The 17,718-nt window shown below is 61.5% G+C and carries 17 protein-coding genes; all 17 read right to left on the reverse strand.

The genetic code is table 11. The features are described from left to right. Positions 1–114: 114 nt before the first annotated feature. The 17 genes from DYI20_RS05205 to aroC all read right to left on the reverse strand — a co-directional run bounded on the left by DYI20_RS05205 (position 115) and on the right by aroC (position 17,661). Positions 115–942 carry an Ltp family lipoprotein gene (locus DYI20_RS05205; protein ID WP_110100517.1) on the reverse strand — a complete coding sequence of 276 codons (828 nt, stop codon included), beginning with the start codon at positions 940–942 and terminating at the stop codon, positions 115–117. Positions 943–1,122: 180 nt separating this feature from the next. Then, positions 1,123–2,355, reverse strand: a complete 1,233-nt coding sequence (gene coaBC / locus DYI20_RS05210; RefSeq protein WP_110100516.1) for a bifunctional phosphopantothenoylcysteine decarboxylase/phosphopantothenate--cysteine ligase CoaBC — start codon at positions 2,353–2,355, stop codon at positions 1,123–1,125. Positions 2,356–2,404: 49 nt separating this feature from the next. Next, positions 2,405–2,797 (reverse strand): DNA-directed RNA polymerase subunit omega, encoded by a 393-nt coding sequence (gene rpoZ, locus DYI20_RS05215; RefSeq protein ID WP_110100515.1) that lies wholly within the window; start codon positions 2,795–2,797, stop codon positions 2,405–2,407. A gap of 49 nt (positions 2,798–2,846) precedes the next feature. Further along, entirely contained in the window at positions 2,847–3,512 is a 666-nt protein-coding gene (gene gmk, locus DYI20_RS05220) for a guanylate kinase (RefSeq protein WP_122549057.1), read from the reverse strand. A gap of 188 nt (positions 3,513–3,700) precedes the next feature. Next, on the reverse strand, positions 3,701–4,030 hold the full coding sequence (mihF, locus tag DYI20_RS05225; RefSeq protein ID WP_110100514.1) for an integration host factor, actinobacterial type: 330 nt from the start codon (positions 4,028–4,030) through the stop codon (positions 3,701–3,703). Positions 4,031–4,128: 98 nt separating this feature from the next. Continuing rightward, positions 4,129–5,061: an orotidine-5'-phosphate decarboxylase gene (pyrF, locus tag DYI20_RS05230; RefSeq protein ID WP_110100513.1), complete on the reverse strand. Its 933-nt coding sequence runs from the start codon at positions 5,059–5,061 to the stop codon at positions 4,129–4,131. An 8-nt stretch (positions 5,062–5,069) separates the two neighbouring features. Then, entirely contained in the window at positions 5,070–8,384 is a 3,315-nt protein-coding gene (carB, locus tag DYI20_RS05235; protein ID WP_110100512.1) for a carbamoyl-phosphate synthase large subunit, read from the reverse strand. A gap of 22 nt (positions 8,385–8,406) precedes the next feature. Continuing rightward, complete coding sequence (gene carA, locus DYI20_RS05240; RefSeq protein WP_110100511.1) at positions 8,407–9,573, reverse strand: glutamine-hydrolyzing carbamoyl-phosphate synthase small subunit; 1,167 nt, start codon at positions 9,571–9,573, stop codon at positions 8,407–8,409. 76 nt (positions 9,574–9,649) lie between these two features. Continuing rightward, positions 9,650–10,210, reverse strand: coding sequence for a PH-like domain-containing protein (locus DYI20_RS05245; RefSeq protein WP_233487861.1), 561 nt, complete (start codon positions 10,208–10,210; stop codon positions 9,650–9,652). A 56-nt stretch (positions 10,211–10,266) separates the two neighbouring features. After that, entirely contained in the window at positions 10,267–11,652 is a 1,386-nt protein-coding gene (locus DYI20_RS05250; protein WP_110100510.1) for a dihydroorotase, read from the reverse strand. 7 nt (positions 11,653–11,659) lie between these two features. Continuing rightward, complete coding sequence (locus DYI20_RS05255; RefSeq protein WP_110100509.1) at positions 11,660–12,643, reverse strand: aspartate carbamoyltransferase catalytic subunit; 984 nt, start codon at positions 12,641–12,643, stop codon at positions 11,660–11,662. 2 nt (positions 12,644–12,645) lie between these two features. Then, on the reverse strand, positions 12,646–13,257 hold the full coding sequence (pyrR, locus tag DYI20_RS05260) for a bifunctional pyr operon transcriptional regulator/uracil phosphoribosyltransferase PyrR (protein WP_110100508.1): 612 nt from the start codon (positions 13,255–13,257) through the stop codon (positions 12,646–12,648). Between the two features lie 118 nt (positions 13,258–13,375). Then, positions 13,376–13,792 carry a transcription antitermination factor NusB gene (gene nusB / locus DYI20_RS05265; protein ID WP_110098422.1) on the reverse strand — a complete coding sequence of 139 codons (417 nt, stop codon included), beginning with the start codon at positions 13,790–13,792 and terminating at the stop codon, positions 13,376–13,378. Positions 13,793–13,912: 120 nt separating this feature from the next. Continuing rightward, entirely contained in the window at positions 13,913–14,476 is a 564-nt protein-coding gene (efp, locus tag DYI20_RS05270; RefSeq protein ID WP_122549058.1) for an elongation factor P, read from the reverse strand. Between the two features lie 112 nt (positions 14,477–14,588). Continuing rightward, the gene (gene aroB / locus DYI20_RS05275; protein WP_110100507.1) at positions 14,589–15,809 is read right to left on the reverse strand and encodes a 3-dehydroquinate synthase; all 1,221 of its coding nucleotides are present in this window, start codon (positions 15,807–15,809) and stop codon (positions 14,589–14,591) included. A 68-nt stretch (positions 15,810–15,877) separates the two neighbouring features. Continuing rightward, positions 15,878–16,420: a shikimate kinase gene (locus DYI20_RS05280; RefSeq protein ID WP_110100506.1), complete on the reverse strand. Its 543-nt coding sequence runs from the start codon at positions 16,418–16,420 to the stop codon at positions 15,878–15,880. Further along, complete coding sequence (gene aroC / locus DYI20_RS05285) at positions 16,417–17,661, reverse strand: chorismate synthase (protein ID WP_110100505.1); 1,245 nt, start codon at positions 17,659–17,661, stop codon at positions 16,417–16,419. The genes DYI20_RS05280 and aroC overlap by 4 nt, the downstream gene beginning before the upstream one ends. Positions 17,662–17,718: the final 57 nt, after the last annotated feature.

The following is a 17,718-nucleotide window of genomic DNA, read 5'->3' on the forward strand; positions in this document are numbered from 1 at the left end:
ACATTGTCGCTGACATGCTTGCAGACACACCACAGGCCTGATCTTCTGTCCGCTGGCTAATCATCCTGGCAAAAGATCAGGCCCTGGTGGTCATGATCTGGTCGGCGTGACGGTTCACAGACCGACTGAGTCAGCTCCATAGGCCGCCTGGGAATCAGAGAATCCCTCGAACTTCAGCTGGTCGATGAGTCCAGACCGGGAGAAACCGGACATGGATACATAGCTCTCTGCTTTTTGGGCAGCTTGCTCATTCCAGTCAACCGTCATTTGCCCCACGGCGGCAGTAGCATCCGCAGTGGAGAACCCTTCGAATTCCAGTTGCTCAATCAGACCAGACTCCGAGAACGCCATGGTGCTCAGATAGCTTTCGGCTGATCTGCCCGCCTGTGCACCCCAATCGACCGTCAGGCTGTCAACCGCAGCGGTGGCTTCTTTCTCGGTGAATCCTTCGAAGATGAGCTGATCAATGAGTCCAGATCGGGAGAATCCCGAGTACGAAAGATACGATTCTGCTGCTCTGACCGCGTTCGCCTCCGCCTCGCTCACTGGGTTTTCTTCTTCAGTCGGGCTCACGTTAGCAGTAGGTGCCTCAGACGCGGCCTCGAGTGGCACGTCGGATGCCTCCTGGCCTTCAGACTCCAAGGCAATATCGGCCTCGAGATCAGTGTCGAGGGCTGGTTCGGTGTCCGTTGGCGTCGGTGTTTTGACCTCCGGCGTCGTGTCCTCGGTGGTTGTGGCAGCCATGGGTTCTGCCTCGGGTTGCTCCGTTCCAGCTGCGAGGCCTCCGATCAGAACGCAGAGCCCCAGTCCACCAGCGATCAACCACGTTCGTTTGAGCTTGTACCAGGGACGTTTGGGCTGAGACTGCTGGGGAGGAGTCTGGTCCGGAAGGGGGTTGCGGAAATGAGCAGGTGGTTGGGTGGGTGGATAATACTGCGCCATGATGGGTTGTCCTGTCTGTGAGCGCTCACCGCAGGTCGAAACCGAGAGGCCACGACACGAGGTGTGAATGATCAACGGGTGATCAGCGCGAGCAACTGTGGCAGTCGCTGGCCCGATCTTCTCAAAGGCTAAGAGCCACCACAGACATGATAAGACTCTGGCGTTTCATCAGGGTCGGGATCAGGCCCATGACCGCCGGGCTGACAGCTGCTCAGCCACGGCAGAGATGATCTTTGTAGCCACCTGGTCTTTGGTTCCCACTGCGGCGACGGGCTCACGGTGGTCGGCGTACAGGATGGTGACTTCGGTGTCGTCTTGGCCGAAGACTTTGCCAACACCAACCTGGTTGACCACGAGCATCTCACAGCCTTTACGCTCGAGTTTTTGTTGCCCGTAGGTCAGCACGTCGCCGTGTTCGTCCCCGGTTTCGGCGGCGAAGCCCACGATCAGGCCCGGCAGGTTCTCCCCGTCATCGCGGGCTTGTACCGTGGTGGCCAGCACGTCTTCGGTTAGTTCGAGTTCAATGACCGGCACGGGCTGTTCGGCGGTCTTTTTGATCTTGGACTCTCCTACCGTGCGGGGCCGGAAGTCCGCCACAGCCGCGGCCATGATCAACACGTCGGCGCCACGTCCGTGGGTCAGGACCGCATCAAGCAACTGACGGGTGGATTCAATCTCGACGACCTCGATGCGCGGGTGCTGAGGAGCCGGAATGTCCATGGCGGCCACGATGAGCGTGACCTGAGCGCCCGCGCGGGCGGCTTGCACGGCCAGGGCCACGCCTTGTTTACCCGAAGACCGGTTACCTAAGTAACGCACGGGGTCCAGTGGTTCCCGGGTGCCGCCGGCCGAGATCACCAGGTGTTTGCCTTCCAGCGCCCCGGCTGATGGAGATACCAGGTTTTGGGCGTGGTCCCAAATAGCAGTTGGTTCGGGAAAGCGGCCTTGACCGGTATCCGTTCCGGTGAGTCGTCCGGAGTCTGGGTTGAGCACTTCGATTCCGCGCTCGCGCAGGGTAGCCACATTGGCCTGGGTGGCGGGGTTGAACCACATTTCGGTGTGCATCGCCGGGGCGACCAGGATGGGGCCGGTTGCGGTGAGCATGATGTTGCCCAGCAAGTCCGGTGCCAGACCAGCGGCGGTGCGTGCCAGAAAATCTGCGGTCGCCGGAGCGATGATGACCAGGTCGGCGTGACGGCCTTGACGTACGTGGTTGACCTCGTCGACGGCTTCAAAGGTGTCAGTGTGCACCCGGTTGCCGCTCAGGGCTTCCCAGGTGGCTTCACCGACGAAGTTCAGTGCCGAGCGGGTAGGGACCACGTGGACCTCATGTCCCGATTCGGTCATCAACCGCAACAACAACGCGGCCTTATAGGCGGCGATGCCTCCACAGACACCTAGGACGATGCGCACCGAATGGTCTCCCTTACACGCTCACACCGGATCGACGATGAGAGGTTCCCTACTTGTTGTCTTCGTTGTCCTCGGACTCGCTGTGGATGACCTCGTCCTCATCAGCTGGCAGGGCGAAGGGATCTTCGTCATCGGAGATCTCGAAGGCGCTGAAGTCATCGAGCTCTTCTTCTTCAGCCGGCTGCTGTACCTCGGAGGCGTGCTTGTATTCCAGCTGGTCGTCGTTGATCTCGCGTAGTGCAATCGACAGCGGCTTCTCGTTGAGCTTGGTATCTACCAGCGGTCCGACGTATTCGAAAAGACCTTCGTGGAGTTGCGAGTAGTACGCGTTGATCTGACGGGCACGCTGAGCGGCAAAGAGCACCAGCGCGTATTTGGAGTCCACCTTCTCCAGCAGGGAATCCAATGCCGGATTAGTAATGCCTTCGTACTGTTCAGTCACAAATTCTCCAGTCACCTCTCCGCAGCATGCGGAGACCATTCAGTGTCGTTTAGCTTGTTGGGTCTTGTCCTACCCTGGTCACGGGCGTGTCACCACATGCTCGGGGCTTTTGTTTCCCCGGGTCGAGGCCCATCAGGGTCACAAGTTCTGCCGCAGCCTGTTCGATGGTGTCATTGACCACGACCGCATCAAATTCTGGTTCGGCAGCAAGCTCTAGTTTAGCTGTTTCGAGCCGTCTTTGCTGTTCTTCGGGTGACTCGGTCCCTCGACCGGTCAGGCGGTGAACCAGCTCATCCCAGCTCGGCGGGGCAAGAAACACGAATTGTGCTTCAGGCATAGTCTGTCGTATTTGTCGGGCACCTTGCAAATCGATCTCCAGGAGCACGTGCTGACCGGATCGGAGTGCTTCGTCCACGGTATCTTTGCGGGTTCCGTACATGTTCTTGCCGTGGACCACCGCCCATTCGAGCATCGTGCCGGCCTCGATGAGGTCCTGGAACTCTTTGGTGGTGACAAAGAAGTAGTGTTTGCCATGCACTTCTCCGGGTCGTGGTGCCCGGGTGGTGGCCGATACCGACAACCACACGTTGGCGTAGTGATCCCCAATGTATGTTGACACCGTGCCCTTACCGACCGCTGTGGGGCCAGCCAGCACCGTGACCTGCGGGTGGTCGGGTTGGCCTGGACGCGGTTGAAAAGCACGGGGACCCGGCATCGGCGGGGCCACAGGCTGTTCGTCAGCGGGCTGATCGGCGCGTTCGGACTCCACAGTGTCACCTCGTCGGATCTGGATACATCGGTCATCTCAGGACTCGGCCAGGACTGGTCACGTCCCGCGGGGCCTGATCCCACCTTATCCAGCTTAGCGATCCGCACGTGGCCACGATCACCGCGGGGAAAGGTTTACTCTACGGCAAGACGCGCGTTGTGCCAGGCAATCAGTTTTTCCCGCTGGCGACGACCAAGACCACGCAATCGGCGCTTGGGTGAAATCACACAGGCTTCCATCACCGTGGTAGCGCGCACTTCTCCAACACTGCGCAACGCCGTGAGCAGGTCGATGCACCGCATCCGACCAATGGCGTCATCGAGATCGGCGATGGAGAACACATCTTCCAACGTGATCGCTCCATTGGCGAATGCAGCTTTCAGCTCTGCTCGGGCGGTGCGAGCTTCCAGCGCTTTTTCTCGGGCGGCCTGTCGTTCAGCAGGACTAAGTTGTTCCAAGACCATTTCTCTCACTCTCTCTGTGGTTTTATCGGCAGTGCAATCCTTCGGCGGGGGCAAATGTTCCCGCTGTCCAGAAACTCGCCACAGAGCAGAGTGAAACCCTAGGCGATGTGCACCCTAGCTAAAGAACACAGCGTGTTCTCAATTGCCTCCTGGATGCCCGATCGCTGGGGACCGGCCCGGAGAATCCCTCGAGAGGAATTCACGAGCACCTGGGGCCAGGCTCGACCGAAACCCGTGACCACATCGTCCACCCCGGCTCCCTGTGCGCCGAAACCCGGTGCGAGCAACGGTGCCTGGGTATCCGACAGGTCAATCCCCAGCTCTCGAGTCCGAGAGGCCACTGTGGCGCCAATAACGAGTCCAACGGATCCCATGACCGGCGCCCCAGTATGTCGTATCTCACTTTTGTTGTCACGACTTACCCTATCAATAATTGTCCGGGCGACAGAGTTTTCGGGCCCTCCCCGGTGCTGAACTTGTGCTCCCTCGGGATTGGAGGTCAGCCCCAAGACGAACACGCCACGGTGATGGCGCCGGGCCAGTTCAATAGCGGGTCGGAGTGACTCGTAGCCGAGATACGGGCTGAGGGTGAGTGCATCGGCTGCCAAGGCGGAGCCGTCGGCGAGCCATCCGTTAGCGTAACCGGCCATGGTGGAACCGATATCTCCGCGTTTGGCATCAGCGATGGTGAGGATCCCCGCTTCGCGGGCTTCGGCCAACACCGTTTCCAGCACCGCGAAGCCGGCTGAACCGTAGCGTTCGTAGAAGGCTACCTGGGGTTTCAGCACGGCCACCCCACCTGCTTGGTGTGGGTCATTGGTGTAGTCGTGGGCGACCTCGATCACCGTTCGACTGAAATGCTCTACTCCGTTGACATCGACCGGTAGCCCCCAATCCTGCATCAGTTCTGGGTGCGGGTCGATGCCAAGACACAGCTGACCGCGCTCGGCCATCGTGGCGGCCAGCCGTTGTCCGAACGGCTGGCGGGCTGCCGGAGGGGTGGTGTGGGTGGTCTGGGACGGGTCTGTCATGGTGATGCTCAGTTCTCGTTGATCGCCCGGTGCAGGTTCTCATCGTGGACCTGCAGGCTGGTGACATCCCAGACGAATTCGCGCTGGGCATCGATCGCCTGCAGGGCCGCCCCGAAGGATTCCAGGGTGGTAATGATCGGGATGCCACGACTGGTGGCAGCCGCCCGGATCTCGTAGCCATCACCGCGAGCATTGCCCCCCGAGGGAGTGTTAAGCACCAAATCTACGCGTCCGTCTTCGATCTGGTCCAAGATGGTTTCGGCCCGGGCATCTCCAGTATCTGTATCACCAGACTGATCGGTGATCTTGGCGACCACCTCGGTGGTGATGCCGTTGCGGGCCAGCACATCGGCGGTGCCTCCGGTGGAGACCAGGGTAAAGCCCATGTCCACCAGCGACTTGGCATACGGGACGACACCGCGCTTATCGCGGTTGGCCACCGAGATGAAGACCCGACCCTGAGTGGGCAATGGGCCTCCGGCTGCGGTTTGGGCCTTGGCGTAGGAGGTGTCGAAGTATCGGTCGATCCCCATCACTTCACCGGTGGAACGCATTTCCGGGCCCAACAATGCATCCACCACGCGCCCTTCGGGAGTACGGAACCGGGTAAAGGGCAACACGGCTTCCTTGACCGCCACCGCAGCGTTGATCGGCATCGAGGCGCCGTCGTAGGCGGTGGGGAGATCACCATGAGCTTTCAGCTCAGCGATGGTCTTGCCCACCCCGATCAATGCCGCGGCTTTGGCCAGTTGCACGCCGGTGGCTTTGGACACAAACGGCACGGTCCGTGAGGCCCGGGGGTTGGCCTCAATCACATACAGCACATCGGCTGCCAGGGCGAACTGGATATTGATCAGCCCACGGACGCCCACACCCTCGGCGATGGCTTCGGTGGCATCTTTGACCCGCTCCAGCACGTCACGGGCCAGGGTGCGCGGTGGGAGCACACAGGCGGAGTCACCGGAGTGAATACCGGCCTCTTCGATGTGTTCCATGATCCCGCCCAGATACATCTCGGTGCCGTCGTAGAGCGCGTCGACGTCAATTTCGATGGCGTCGTCAAGGAATTTATCGACCAACATCGGGTGCTCGGGGGTGATCTCGGTGGCGTTGTCGATGTAGCTGGACAGCGAGGCCTCGTCGTAGACGATTTCCATCCCGCGTCCACCCAGTACGTAGGAGGGCCGGACCAGTACCGGGTAACCGATCTCATCGGCGACCTTCTTGGCGTCGGTGAAGCTCACCGCGGTGCCGTTCTTCGGCGAGATCAGGCCGGCCTCATCCAGCACCTGAGAGAACGCGCCACGGTCTTCGGCCAGGTTGATCGCATACGGGCTGGTGCCCAAAATGGTCACCCCAGCATCGGCGAGTTCTTGGGCGAGCTTGAGCGGGGTTTGACCGCCCAGCTGCACGAACACACCGGCGACTCCCCCGGAGGCTTCTTCGGCGTGAATAATCTCCAACACGTCCTCCAGGGTCAGCGGCTCAAAGTAGAGCCGGTCGGAGATGTCGTAGTCGGTCGAGACGGTTTCCGGGTTGCAGTTGACCATGACCGTGTCGTACCCGGAGGCTTCTAGCGCCATGGTGGCGTGCACACACGAGTAGTCGAATTCCACACCCTGACCGATCCGGTTCGGGCCTGACCCCAGAATAATCACCGAGGCACGCTCGTGGTCGGCGACTTCGGTTTCGGCGTCATAGCTGGAGTAGTGATACGGCGTGTAGGCCTCGAATTCACCGGCACAGGTGTCGACGGTCTTATACACCGGACGAATACCGAGTGCGTGGCGGACACCGCGCACCACGGCCGGGTCCAGGTGGCGTAGCTGGCCGATCTGGGCATCCGAGAAGCCGTGGCGTTTTGCCCGGCTCAACACGGACTCGTTCAGTTCCGGTGCCTGACGGACCTCGCCGGCCACCTCGTTGAGCAACACCAGCTGGTCGAGGAACCACGGGTCAATCCCGGTGGCCTCATATAGTTGCTCGACGGTGGCCCCACCCAGCAGGGCGCGCTGGACCTGGCCTAGGCGGTCAACGGTGGGAGTCTTGGCGGCCTCGATCAGCTCCGCAACTTCGTGCGCGTCGGGCACGGTGAAGTCCAGTTCTGCCCCGGACTGTTCCAGAGACCGCAGGGCCTTCTGCAGGGCTTCGGCGAAGTTGCGTCCCAGCGACATCACCTCGCCGACGGCCTTCATCGTGGTGGTCAGGGTTGGGTCGGCGGCCGGGAATTTCTCGAAGGCAAACCGCGGGACCTTCACGACAACGTAGTCCAGCATCGGCTCAAAAGCTGCCGGGGTCTTCTGGGTGATGTCGTTGGGGATCTCGTCCAGGGTGTAGCCCAGCGAGAGCTTGGTGGCGATCTTAGCGATCGGGTACCCGGTGGCCTTAGAGGCTAGCGCTGAGGAACGGGAGACGCGCGGGTTCATCTCGATGACCACGATCCGGCCGTTGGTGGGGTTGACGGCAAACTGGATGTTACAGCCACCGGTATCGACTCCGACCTCGCGGATGATGGCGATCGAGATATCGCGCATCTTTTGGAATTCGCGGTCGGTGAGGGTCAGCGCGGGGGCGACGGTGATGGAGTCACCGGTGTGTACGCCGACCGGGTCGAAGTTCTCAATCGAGCAGACCGCGACCACGTTATCGGCCGAGTCACGCATCATCTCGAATTCGAATTCTTTCCAGCCCAGGATGGATTCTTCCAGTAGCACCTCGTTGGTGGGTGAGTACTGCAAGCCGGCACCGGCAATGCGGTGCAGGTCTTCTTCGTTATAGGCCAGCCCGGAGCCCAGTCCGCCCATGGTGAATGAGGGGCGCACCACCATGGGATACCCCAGGTGCTCGGCGGCTGCCAGGGCTTCGTCCATGGAGTGCACAATCTGCGAGCGGGCGGACTCGGCACCGCAACGTTCCACCACGCCTTTGAATTCTTCACGGTTTTCGCCCAGCTCGATGGCGTCAATATTGGCCCCGATCAGTTCCACGTTATATTCGGCCAGCACCCCGTTTTGATCCAGCGCGATGGCGGTGTTCAGCGCGGTCTGTCCGCCCAAGGTGGGTAGCACCGCGTCGGGGCGTTCGGCGGCAATGATTTTGGCGACCACTTCGGGGGTGATGGGTTCCACGTAGGTGGCATCAGCCAATTGCGGGTCAGTCATGATGGTCGCTGGGTTGGAGTTGACCAGGATGACCCGGATTCCTTCGTCTTTCAGCACCCGGATGGCCTGGGTTCCGGAGTAGTCGAATTCTGCGGCCTGGCCGATCACGATCGGACCGGAACCGATGACGAGAACTGAGTGCAGATCAGTGCGTTTGGGCATGAGAGTTCTTTCTCCTTGGCGCTTAGCGGGTGGCGCGGTAGGCATCCATCAGTTCGGTGAAGTGGTCGAACAGCGGGTGCGAGTCGTGGGGTCCGGCGGCGGCTTCGGGGTGGAATTGGACCGAGAAGGCCGGCAGATCACAGGCAGTGAGTCCTTCCACGACCTGGTCGTTCAGGGAGTAGTAGGAGACTTTAACCGCCCCGTAGGCGGCTTCTGGTGCGCGCTGAGCCTGGCCGCGGGGTGCGTCAACGGCGAACCCGTGGTTTTGGGTGGTGATCAGGGTTTTGCCGGTGGCTTCTTCCAGCACCGGCTGGTTGGGCCCACGGTGACCGAACGGCAACTTATAGGTGTCAAAGCCCAGCGCGCGACCGAAAAGCTGGTGGCCGAAGCAGATACCGAAGAACGGAATCCGCTTCGTGAGTAGCTTACGCAGGGTGGCGACCTGCTCGTCAGCGGTGGCCGGGTCGCCAGGTCCGTTGGAGTAGAACACGCCGTCGGGGTCCAGCTCGACAATGGTCTGCAGGCTCGTGTTGGCCGGAAGCACCTCGAGGCGGATTCCGCGCATGGCCAGCTGGCGCAGTGTGGCGGCTTTGACGCCCAGATCCAGCACGGCGACCCGGTAGGTTTCCTCGATGTTGTCGTAGCCGTAGTCGGCCGGTCCCACCGAGTAGGCTTTCTCAGTGGTGACCCCGTCGATCAGGCTCAGGCCCTTCATCGACGGTTGGTCTGTGACCTGGCTGATGAGCTGTTCCAGTGGTGCGTGGGCGGACTCGCCGGAGAAGATGCCGGCGTTCATCACTCCGACAGTGCGCAACCGGCGCACCAGCGCTCGGGTATCGACGCCTTGGATGCCCACAATGTCGTTGGCCACCAGGTCATCTTCCAGTGACCGGGTGGCCCGCCAGGAGGATACCACGCGGGAGGGCTCACGAACCACCAGGCCGGCGCACCAGTAGCGTTCGGATTCGAAGTCTTCGTCGTTGGCCCCGGTATTGCCGATGTGCGGGGAGGAATGGACCACAATCTGACGGGTGCACGAGGGGTCGGTGAGCACCTCTTGGTACCCGGTCATGCCGGTGGTGAAGATGGCTTCTCCCAGGGTGGTCCCGACGGCTCCGTAGGACCGTCCGGTGAAGGTGGTGCCGTCTGCTAAGACGAGCACTGCTGGTGCGGTATCTGTAAGGCTCACGGTTGGGTTTCTCGCTTCCTGCTACACATTTCTCGACGCGAACGACTCGACACAAACGACGCGACGGTGGTGGGCTTTACTCTGGTTGGCGCTGCTGGCTGGTCTGGTGCATCGTCTCCAGGAGCGTGTGTTGGTCTGCACTGTTGCGGGTTCGGAACCCGGTGGTCACCGGGATCTGCCCCAGATTCCATCCGATGGTGATCAGTCCGTCTTTTTCCACGAACTTGCCGACCATCCCGGAACTGGTACTGATCTGGGTGATATCTCGGAACGGAATCACAAAGTTTGGGGAGCCTTCCAGCAACAGCACCACGCCCAGAGGGTGGACCTCGCACTGGGCGCGGGTCCGGATCCCCAGACCATGCACGGCCACCCGATCCAGCCAGTCTTCACCACGCACGGTGCTGACATATATGCCCTGGGCTTGAGCTAGTGGCTCGGTGGCTAACAGTCGGTCGGGCACCGGTAGTGGGGCCGGGATATTGACTTGCCGGCGTCGCCGCGCGCGCCACCCGAACCACAGTCCCAGCACCACCAGTCCGATCAGGCCCAGAGTCAACAGAATGATCACCAGGTAGGCCCCGGTATCTGATTCGGCCTCGGCATTGGTGGCCATGACGGTGACAAAAGGTGACACGCTGTGGTTCTTTCTCCTCGTAGCGGGTGGGCAGTATCAGTGGCTTGGCGAGATCACTAGTCGACTGGGTGCGCCGGGGTTTGCCGGCGGCCGGCCTGAACGTGCGGGTTCGGGGTCGCCAACTGGCCCTCGGCCACCACCTGGTGGCCCCGGTAAAACACGTGGCGCACACTGCCAGGTAGCTCCATGCCGCGGTAGGGCGTGTTGCTGGATTTGGATACGTGTTCGGTCGGGTCCACGGTAAAGGTGGTGTCAGGGTCGTAGAGGACCAGGTTGGCCACCACCCCGGTGCGTAGCTCGCCCTCGGGGCTGATGTGGCCTTGGTCGCAGTCCCCGGCGATGCGGGCCGGGGCGGCTGAAAACGCGTGGGCGATCCGATTCCAGTCACAGGTTCCGGTGTCAATCATGGCGTGTTGGACCACCGAGAGGGCCGTTTCGAGCCCGGTCATGCCCATCGCGGCCACCGGCCATTCGCATTCTTTGGCTTCGGCGGTGTGCGGGGCGTGGTCGGTGCCAATGGTGTCGATGGTGCCATCGGCGAGTCCGGCCCGTAGCGCCAGCACATCGGACTCCCGGCGTAGCGGCGGGTTGACTTTGAACACCGGATTATAGGTGGCCACCAAGTCTTCGGTGAGCAGCAGGTGGTGCGGGGTGACCTCGGCGGTGATGTCGATCCCTTGGGCTTTGGCCCAACGGATGATTTCCACCGACCCGGCGGTCGAGACGTGGCAGATGTGTAGCCGGGAGCCCAAGTGATGGGCCAACAACGCGTCGCGGGCGATGATGGATTCTTCCGCCACAGCCGGCCATCCGGCCAGTCCCAGGGTGCTGGACAGGCTCGATTCGTTCATCTGCGCACCCTCGGTCAGCCGGGGTTCTTGGGCGTGCTGGGCGATGAACCCGTTGAAGGATTTCACGTATTCTAAGGCCCGGCGCATCACCAGCGGATCCCACACGCAGTGCCCGTCATCGGAGAACATACTCACCTGGGCTTGGGAGGCATGCATAGCAGACAGCTCAGCCAATTGTTCGCCAGCCAACCCCACGGTGACGGCACCGACCGGGTGTACATCGCACCAACCAGCGGCGCGACCCAGGGCCCAGACCTGTTCGACCACCCCGGCGGTATCGGCCACCGGGGTGGAGTTAGCCATCGCATGGACCGCGGTAAACCCACCCTTGGCGGCCGCCCGGGTGCCGGTCTCGACGGTTTCAGCATCTTCTTTACCGGGCTCGCGTAAGTGGGTGTGCAGATCCACCAACCCCGGGAGCACGACCATCCCGGTGGCGTCACAGGTGGTGGTTTCCTCCGGGGCGGGCTGAGAATCGTGGGCGCAGGTCACGTCCTGACCGGTGGCGACCAGGATGCCGTCGCGGATCAGCAGGTCGGAGACCTGCCCGTTGGGCATGGTGGCCTGGCGAATCAGGGTGGTCGATGACATGGTTGGCTCAACCGTCCTTTCCGGGGTTCTCAGCAGCCAAGATCAGGTACAGCACGGCCATACGGATTGAGACCCCGTTGGCGACCTGTTCGAGCACGGTGTTCCGTGGCGAATCGGCCGCGGTGGAGGAGATTTCCAGCCCGCGGTTCATCGGTCCCGGGTGCATGATGATCGCTTCGGTGTCCTCCAGCCGGCTCAGCCGTTCAGACGTCAGCCCCCACCCGCGGGTGTACTCGGCGGTGGAGGGGAAAAACGACTGGTGCATCCGTTCCTGCTGAATCCGCAACATCATCACCGCATCCGGCTCGGTGGCCAGGGCTTCGTCGAGGTCGTAGGTGACCTCGCACGGCCAGGACTCGGCCCCCAGAGGCATCAGAGTAGCCGGTCCAGCCAGGGTCACGCGCGCCCCGAGGGTGTTGAGTAGCCACACATTGGAGCGAGCCACTCGAGAATGCAGAATGTCTCCGACAATCACCACGTGTCGGCCGGTCAAATCCTGACCCACCGGCGGGGCGGTGGCCGGGTCGGCCCCGTCGCGGAAGGCGAAGCGGTGGCGCATCGAAAAGGCATCGAGCAACGCTTGGGTGGGGTGCTCGTGGGTGCCATCGCCGGCATTGACCACCGGGGAGGAGCACCAGCCAGATTCAGCCAGTTGGTGGGCGGCACCGGATGCCCAGTGGCGCATCACGATCGCGTCAGCGCCGGTGGCTTCCAAGGTTTGGACGGTATCGCGCAGGGACTCTCCTTTGGACACCGAAGAACCCCGTGCGGAGAAGTTCAGCACATCAGCGCTGAGCCGTTTAGCGGCTGCTTCAAAGGAGATCCTTGTCCGGGTGGAATCTTCAAAGAAGAGGTTCACCACGGTGCGTCCGCGCAAAGCGGGAAGCTTTTTCACCTGACGGTCTTTGACCCCGGCCATTTCTTCGGCGGTATCGAGGATGTGCAGGGCGTCTTGGAAGCACAGATCCTGGGTGGACAAAAGGTGTCGCATGATCACCGCACCCCCGTTGCGGTCACGACGGTATCGGAGATGATCACGCAGTCTTCGTGCTCGGTGCCATCGACGTCTTCCAGCCAGACACTGACGCGTTCTGCCGTGGAGGTGGGCAGGTTTTTGCCGACATGGTCGGCGCGGATGGGCAGTTGCCGGTGGCCACGGTCGACCAGTACGGCCAGGCGCACAGCGGCCGGGCGACCAATATCAGATAGGGCATCAAGTCCGGCTCGTACGGTGCGTCCGGAAAATAGTACGTCATCGACCAAGACCACGACCGCATCATCGATGCCGTTACGCGGTAGCGAGGTCGGGACTGGGATCCGGGAGGCCTGGGTGCGCAGATCGTCCCGGTACAGGGTGATATCCAGGGTTCCGGTGCGTTCGGTGGCATCGAAGTCCGGGTCGATTCCGGCGATTTTTTCGGAAATTCGGTGGGCTAGTGGAACGCCTCGCCGGGGAATACCGAGCACCACGAGCTGATCGCTACCGTGATTCGATTCCAAAATTTCATGGGCCATTCGGGTTAACGCCCGGTCAATATCGGCCGCGTTGGCTACCACCCGGGCGAGCCGGGAGGCGGGGTTTTTGGGTTCGACAAAATCTCCCACCGTGTCTCCTTTCCCGCCTCACAGGACGGTCTTTAAAGGATGTCCACAACCGGTTGGTTCGGGGCGGTTTCCACTGGTCAACTCTAGCACGATCGTTCACCGGCCCGAGCGCATCGTGTTAGAGCACCAGGGTAGGTTTGACCTGCTGAATTCGTCCCAGCAGACCGTTGACGAAATCCGGAGACTCATCGGTGGAGTACTCTTTGGCGATGGTGGTGGCCTCCGAAACGGCCACCGCGTCGGGAACATCGTCGTTGAACAGCAGCTCCCAGGTCCCCACGCGCAGGGTAGCCCGGTCGAAGGCCGGCATCCGGTCCATGCTCCACCCTTGGGTGTAGGTGGCCAAAATCTCATCAATGCGGTCGTATTCGGTAATGACCCCGTCGACGATTTCGGCGGTATAGGGGTTGATGATTTGGTCGGTGTATTGCCGGCGCGCCTGCAACGCGGCCAAGGGTGTGGAGTGGCGTTGTTCGGCTTCAAAAATGATCTCGACGGCGCGTCGTCTGGCCCGTCCTCGCGAGGAGGTTCTCACGTGTTGTCCTGGTCCTTCTGATGATTTAACGGTCGGCACAGTATCTGAGATGACTGCACCCACCCTGCCGTGCGACGGTGGGCCGCTCAGCACCGGGTGGGTGTCTCGACAAGAGAAGTCTTAGTCGGTGACGCGACCCTGGTATTCACCGTTGCGGGTGTCAACCTTGACCTTGGTACCCTGCTCCACGAACAGCGGAACATGCACCACGTAACCGGTTTCCAGGGTGGCCGGCTTGGTACCGGCCGAGGAGCGGTCGCCCTGCAACCCGGGTTCGGTGTAGGTGATTTCCAGGACCACCGAGGCCGGCATGTCCAGGTACAGCGGGGTGCCGTCGGAGATCGCGATGGTCACGGTCTCATTTTCCAACAGGTAGTTGGCTGCATCGCCGACCACGGACTCGGGGACGATGATCTGGTCGAACGTGGTGTTGTCCATGAAGACAAACTCGTCACCGTCGCGGTACAAAAACTGGTAGTCCGAGCGGTCCACGGTAGCGAACTCAACTTTAGCCCCGGCGTTGAAGGTCTTATCGATGGTCTTACCGCTGGTGAGGTTTTTGATCTTGGTCCGCACGAAGGCGCCACCCTTGCCGGGTTTGACGTGCTGGAACTCCTGGACGTTCCACAGTTGTCCGTCCAGGGAGATCACCGAGCCGTTTTTAATATCGTTACTGGTGAGCATGACCATGCGCCGTTATAACCTCACTTCGGTTGATGAACGTTGGGAAAGATGACCTCTAACAGTGTAACGCCTTTGCGCAGGCCTGTTCGTGCTGTTCGTCGGTTCCGGTACCTTAGTCGGCGATTTCCTGATAGGCGGCGAACAATAGTGACTCATCGGGAACATCGTAGGTGATGGGCCGACCTTGGCCTTCCAGAAGCACGAAGCGTAGCTGATCGCCACGGTTCTTCTTATCGCGTTTGATGCCATCCAGCAGGGCCGCCCAGCGGTCGCCGCGGTAGGAGGTCGGCAGCCCCAGAGCACCAAGAACGCTGAAGTGTCGTTCGGCGGTGGCGTCATCGAGTTTGCCCACCGAGCGGGCCAGCTCGGCAGCGAATGCCATCCCGATCGACACCGCAGCACCGTGGCGGTACTGGTAACGTTCGGCCAGCTCAATGGCGTGGCCTAGGGTATGGCCGTAGTTGAGAATCTCGCGGATTCCGGATTCCTTCAAGTCCTGGGAAACCACCACGGATTTCACGCGGATGGCGCGTTCAATCAGTTCCCGCAGCGCCGCCGAGTGCGGATTGGTGGCTTGTTCAGGTTCGGCTTCGATCAGATCCAGAATGTGTTCATCGGCAATGAACCCGCATTTGACCACTTCAGCCAGACCAGAGATTAGCTCATTCTTGGGCAGGGTGAGCAACGTGTCGAGGTCGGCCAGAACGCCCACCGGGGGGTGGAAGGCACCCACCAGGTTTTTACCCTCGGCAGTGTTAATGCCGGTCTTACCGCCCACGGCGGCATCGACCATTCCCAACAGCGTGGTGGGCATGTGCACCACGTTCACGCCACGTAACCAGGTGGCGGCGATAAATCCGGCCACATCGGAGACCGCTCCCCCGCCGACGGAGACGATCGCATCCGAGCGCGTAAATTCGTTTTGGCCGAGCACCTGCCAGCAAAAGGCCGCAACCTGGATGTGCTTGCCTTCTTCGGCGTCGGGGATTTCGGCGGTGATGGCGTTAAACCCGGCCTGATCAAGATCTTCTTTGACCACATCTCCGGTGGCGCGCAGGGCCCGTGGGTGGACCACTAGTACCTTGCGGACCTGGGTACCCAACATCTCGGGTAATTGCGAGAGCAAACCACGACCCACCACGACGTCATAACCACCTTCGCTGAGGTATTCCGAGCCCCCGGCGACCGGTATCACGCTGGGTTCGTCGTGCTCTTCGCGGGCCTGAACGTCCTCGGCCACCACACCCGCGTCGGCGCCAGCCGGTGCCGACGCGGGTGGTGTCTGCGGAGTTCGCTCGGTGGTGGGATCAGTCTGTGGTTGTTGATCGGTCATGATCGATATTCATCCTCACGTGCGGCCCGGGGTTCTTGTCCGGGCCATTGAGTACTGTTTTATCGAGTCTAATGGTCGTGGGTTTTTTCTGCTCGACGATACCGCCGGGCGATCTTTCCGGCGAGTTGACGAGGACTATCTGCAGTGGTATCAACGACCTGATCTGCGACGCTGCGGTAGAGCCGGTCGCGTTCGGTGGCGATCTGTTCCCACGTCTCGGCCGGGTTATTCTCTAGCATCGGTCGCCCCTGCCCGTCATCGAGCCGACGCAGGGCCTCCCGGGTGGAGACCTGCAGATAGATCACGTAGCAGTGCTCGACTAGGAAGTCGCGGGTGGTGTCTCGCAACACCGCTCCCCCACCCAAAGAGATCACCGTTTGCTGTTTTCCGGTGAGGGCTTCGGCGACTACCTGCGCTTCGGCGTCGCGAAAACCGGGTTCACCGTGGACACGGAAAAACTCGGGGATGGGGCCGTGCTGGTGAGCGAACAGCTCATCGGTATCGACGTGGTCATAGCCCAGTTCTGCGGCTAATACTGGGGCAAGGGAGGATTTTCCCGATCCCATCGGACCCACCAGGGCAATGGGTTGACCGCGGGTGTGTGAACTCACTGGATCGGATCTCCCATGTGGTCAGCTGACGTAGCCCCGCCGGTATTGGTCTGCAGGGTGGGTAGCGGGGCCAGAGAGTCCAGATAGGCGTTGAGGTTCCGCTGGACTTCAGCGATCGAGTCACCGCCGAATTTCTCCAGCACCGCTTCGGCCAAGACCAGGGCCACCATCGCTTCTGCGACCACACCGGCGGCCGGTACCGCAGCGACATCGGAGCGCTGGTGATGGGCCTTGGTGGTTTCTCCGGTGGCCACGTCCACGGTGTCCAGGGCCCGGGGAACCGTGGAGATTGGTTTCATCGCGGCCCGGACGCGAATGATCTCTCCGTTGGACATTCCGGCTTCAATACCACCGGCACGGTTGGTGCGACGTGCCACGGTGTTGTCCTCGGTGCGGATGATTTCGTCGTGGGCTTGACCACCTAGGCGGGTGGCGGTGGTGAAACCATCGCCAACTTCGACACCTTTGATGGCCTGAATGCCCATCAGCGCCGCTGAAAGTTTGGCATCCAGTCGGCGATCCCAGTGCACATGGCTACCCAGCCCGACCGGGGCATGGTAGACCAACACCTCCACGGTGCCACCCAGGGTTTGACCGTCCTTTTTGGCCGAGTCGATGATCTCCACCATGCGCTGGGAGGTCTCCGGGTCGGTGCAACGCAACGGGTCCTCGTCCAACCGGTGCACGTCGTCGGGGGTCGGGAGTTCGGCGTCCTCGGGCACAAAGACCGTGGAGATCGAGACGGTGTGGGAGACGGTGCGAATGCCCAGCTGGGCCAAGAAGTGTTGGGCAACGCGCCCCAGGGCGACCCGGGTGGCGGTTTCGCGCGCCGAGGCACGTTCCAGTAGCGGGCGGGATTCGTCAAAACCGTACTTCTGCATTCCAGCCATATCGGCGTGTCCCGGACGCGGCCGGGTCAGCGCGGCGTTGCGGGCCAGACCGTCGAGCTCGGCAGGGTCCACCGGATCGGGGTTCATGACTTTTTCCCATTTCGGCCATTCGGTGTTGGCAATGTGAATGGCCACCGGGGAACCGAGGGTGAGGCCGTGACGGACACCGCCGATGAGGGTGACCTGGTCCTTTTCAAATTTCATGCGGGCGCCACGGCCGTATCCCAGTCGACGCCGTGCCAGGGCATCCTGGATATCGGCGGTGGTGATCTCAATACCTGCCGGCAGGCCGTCGATAATGCCAACCAGTCCCGAGCCATGGGATTCACCTGCGGTGAGCCATCGCAACATATCTTTAACGTCCTTCAAATTCAGGGGGTGCAACGCGAGGAACCTTGGTGGTGCCCC

This window comes from Auritidibacter ignavus (assembly GCF_003703835.1).
GTDB lineage: Bacteria > Actinomycetota > Actinomycetes > Actinomycetales > Micrococcaceae > Auritidibacter > Auritidibacter ignavus.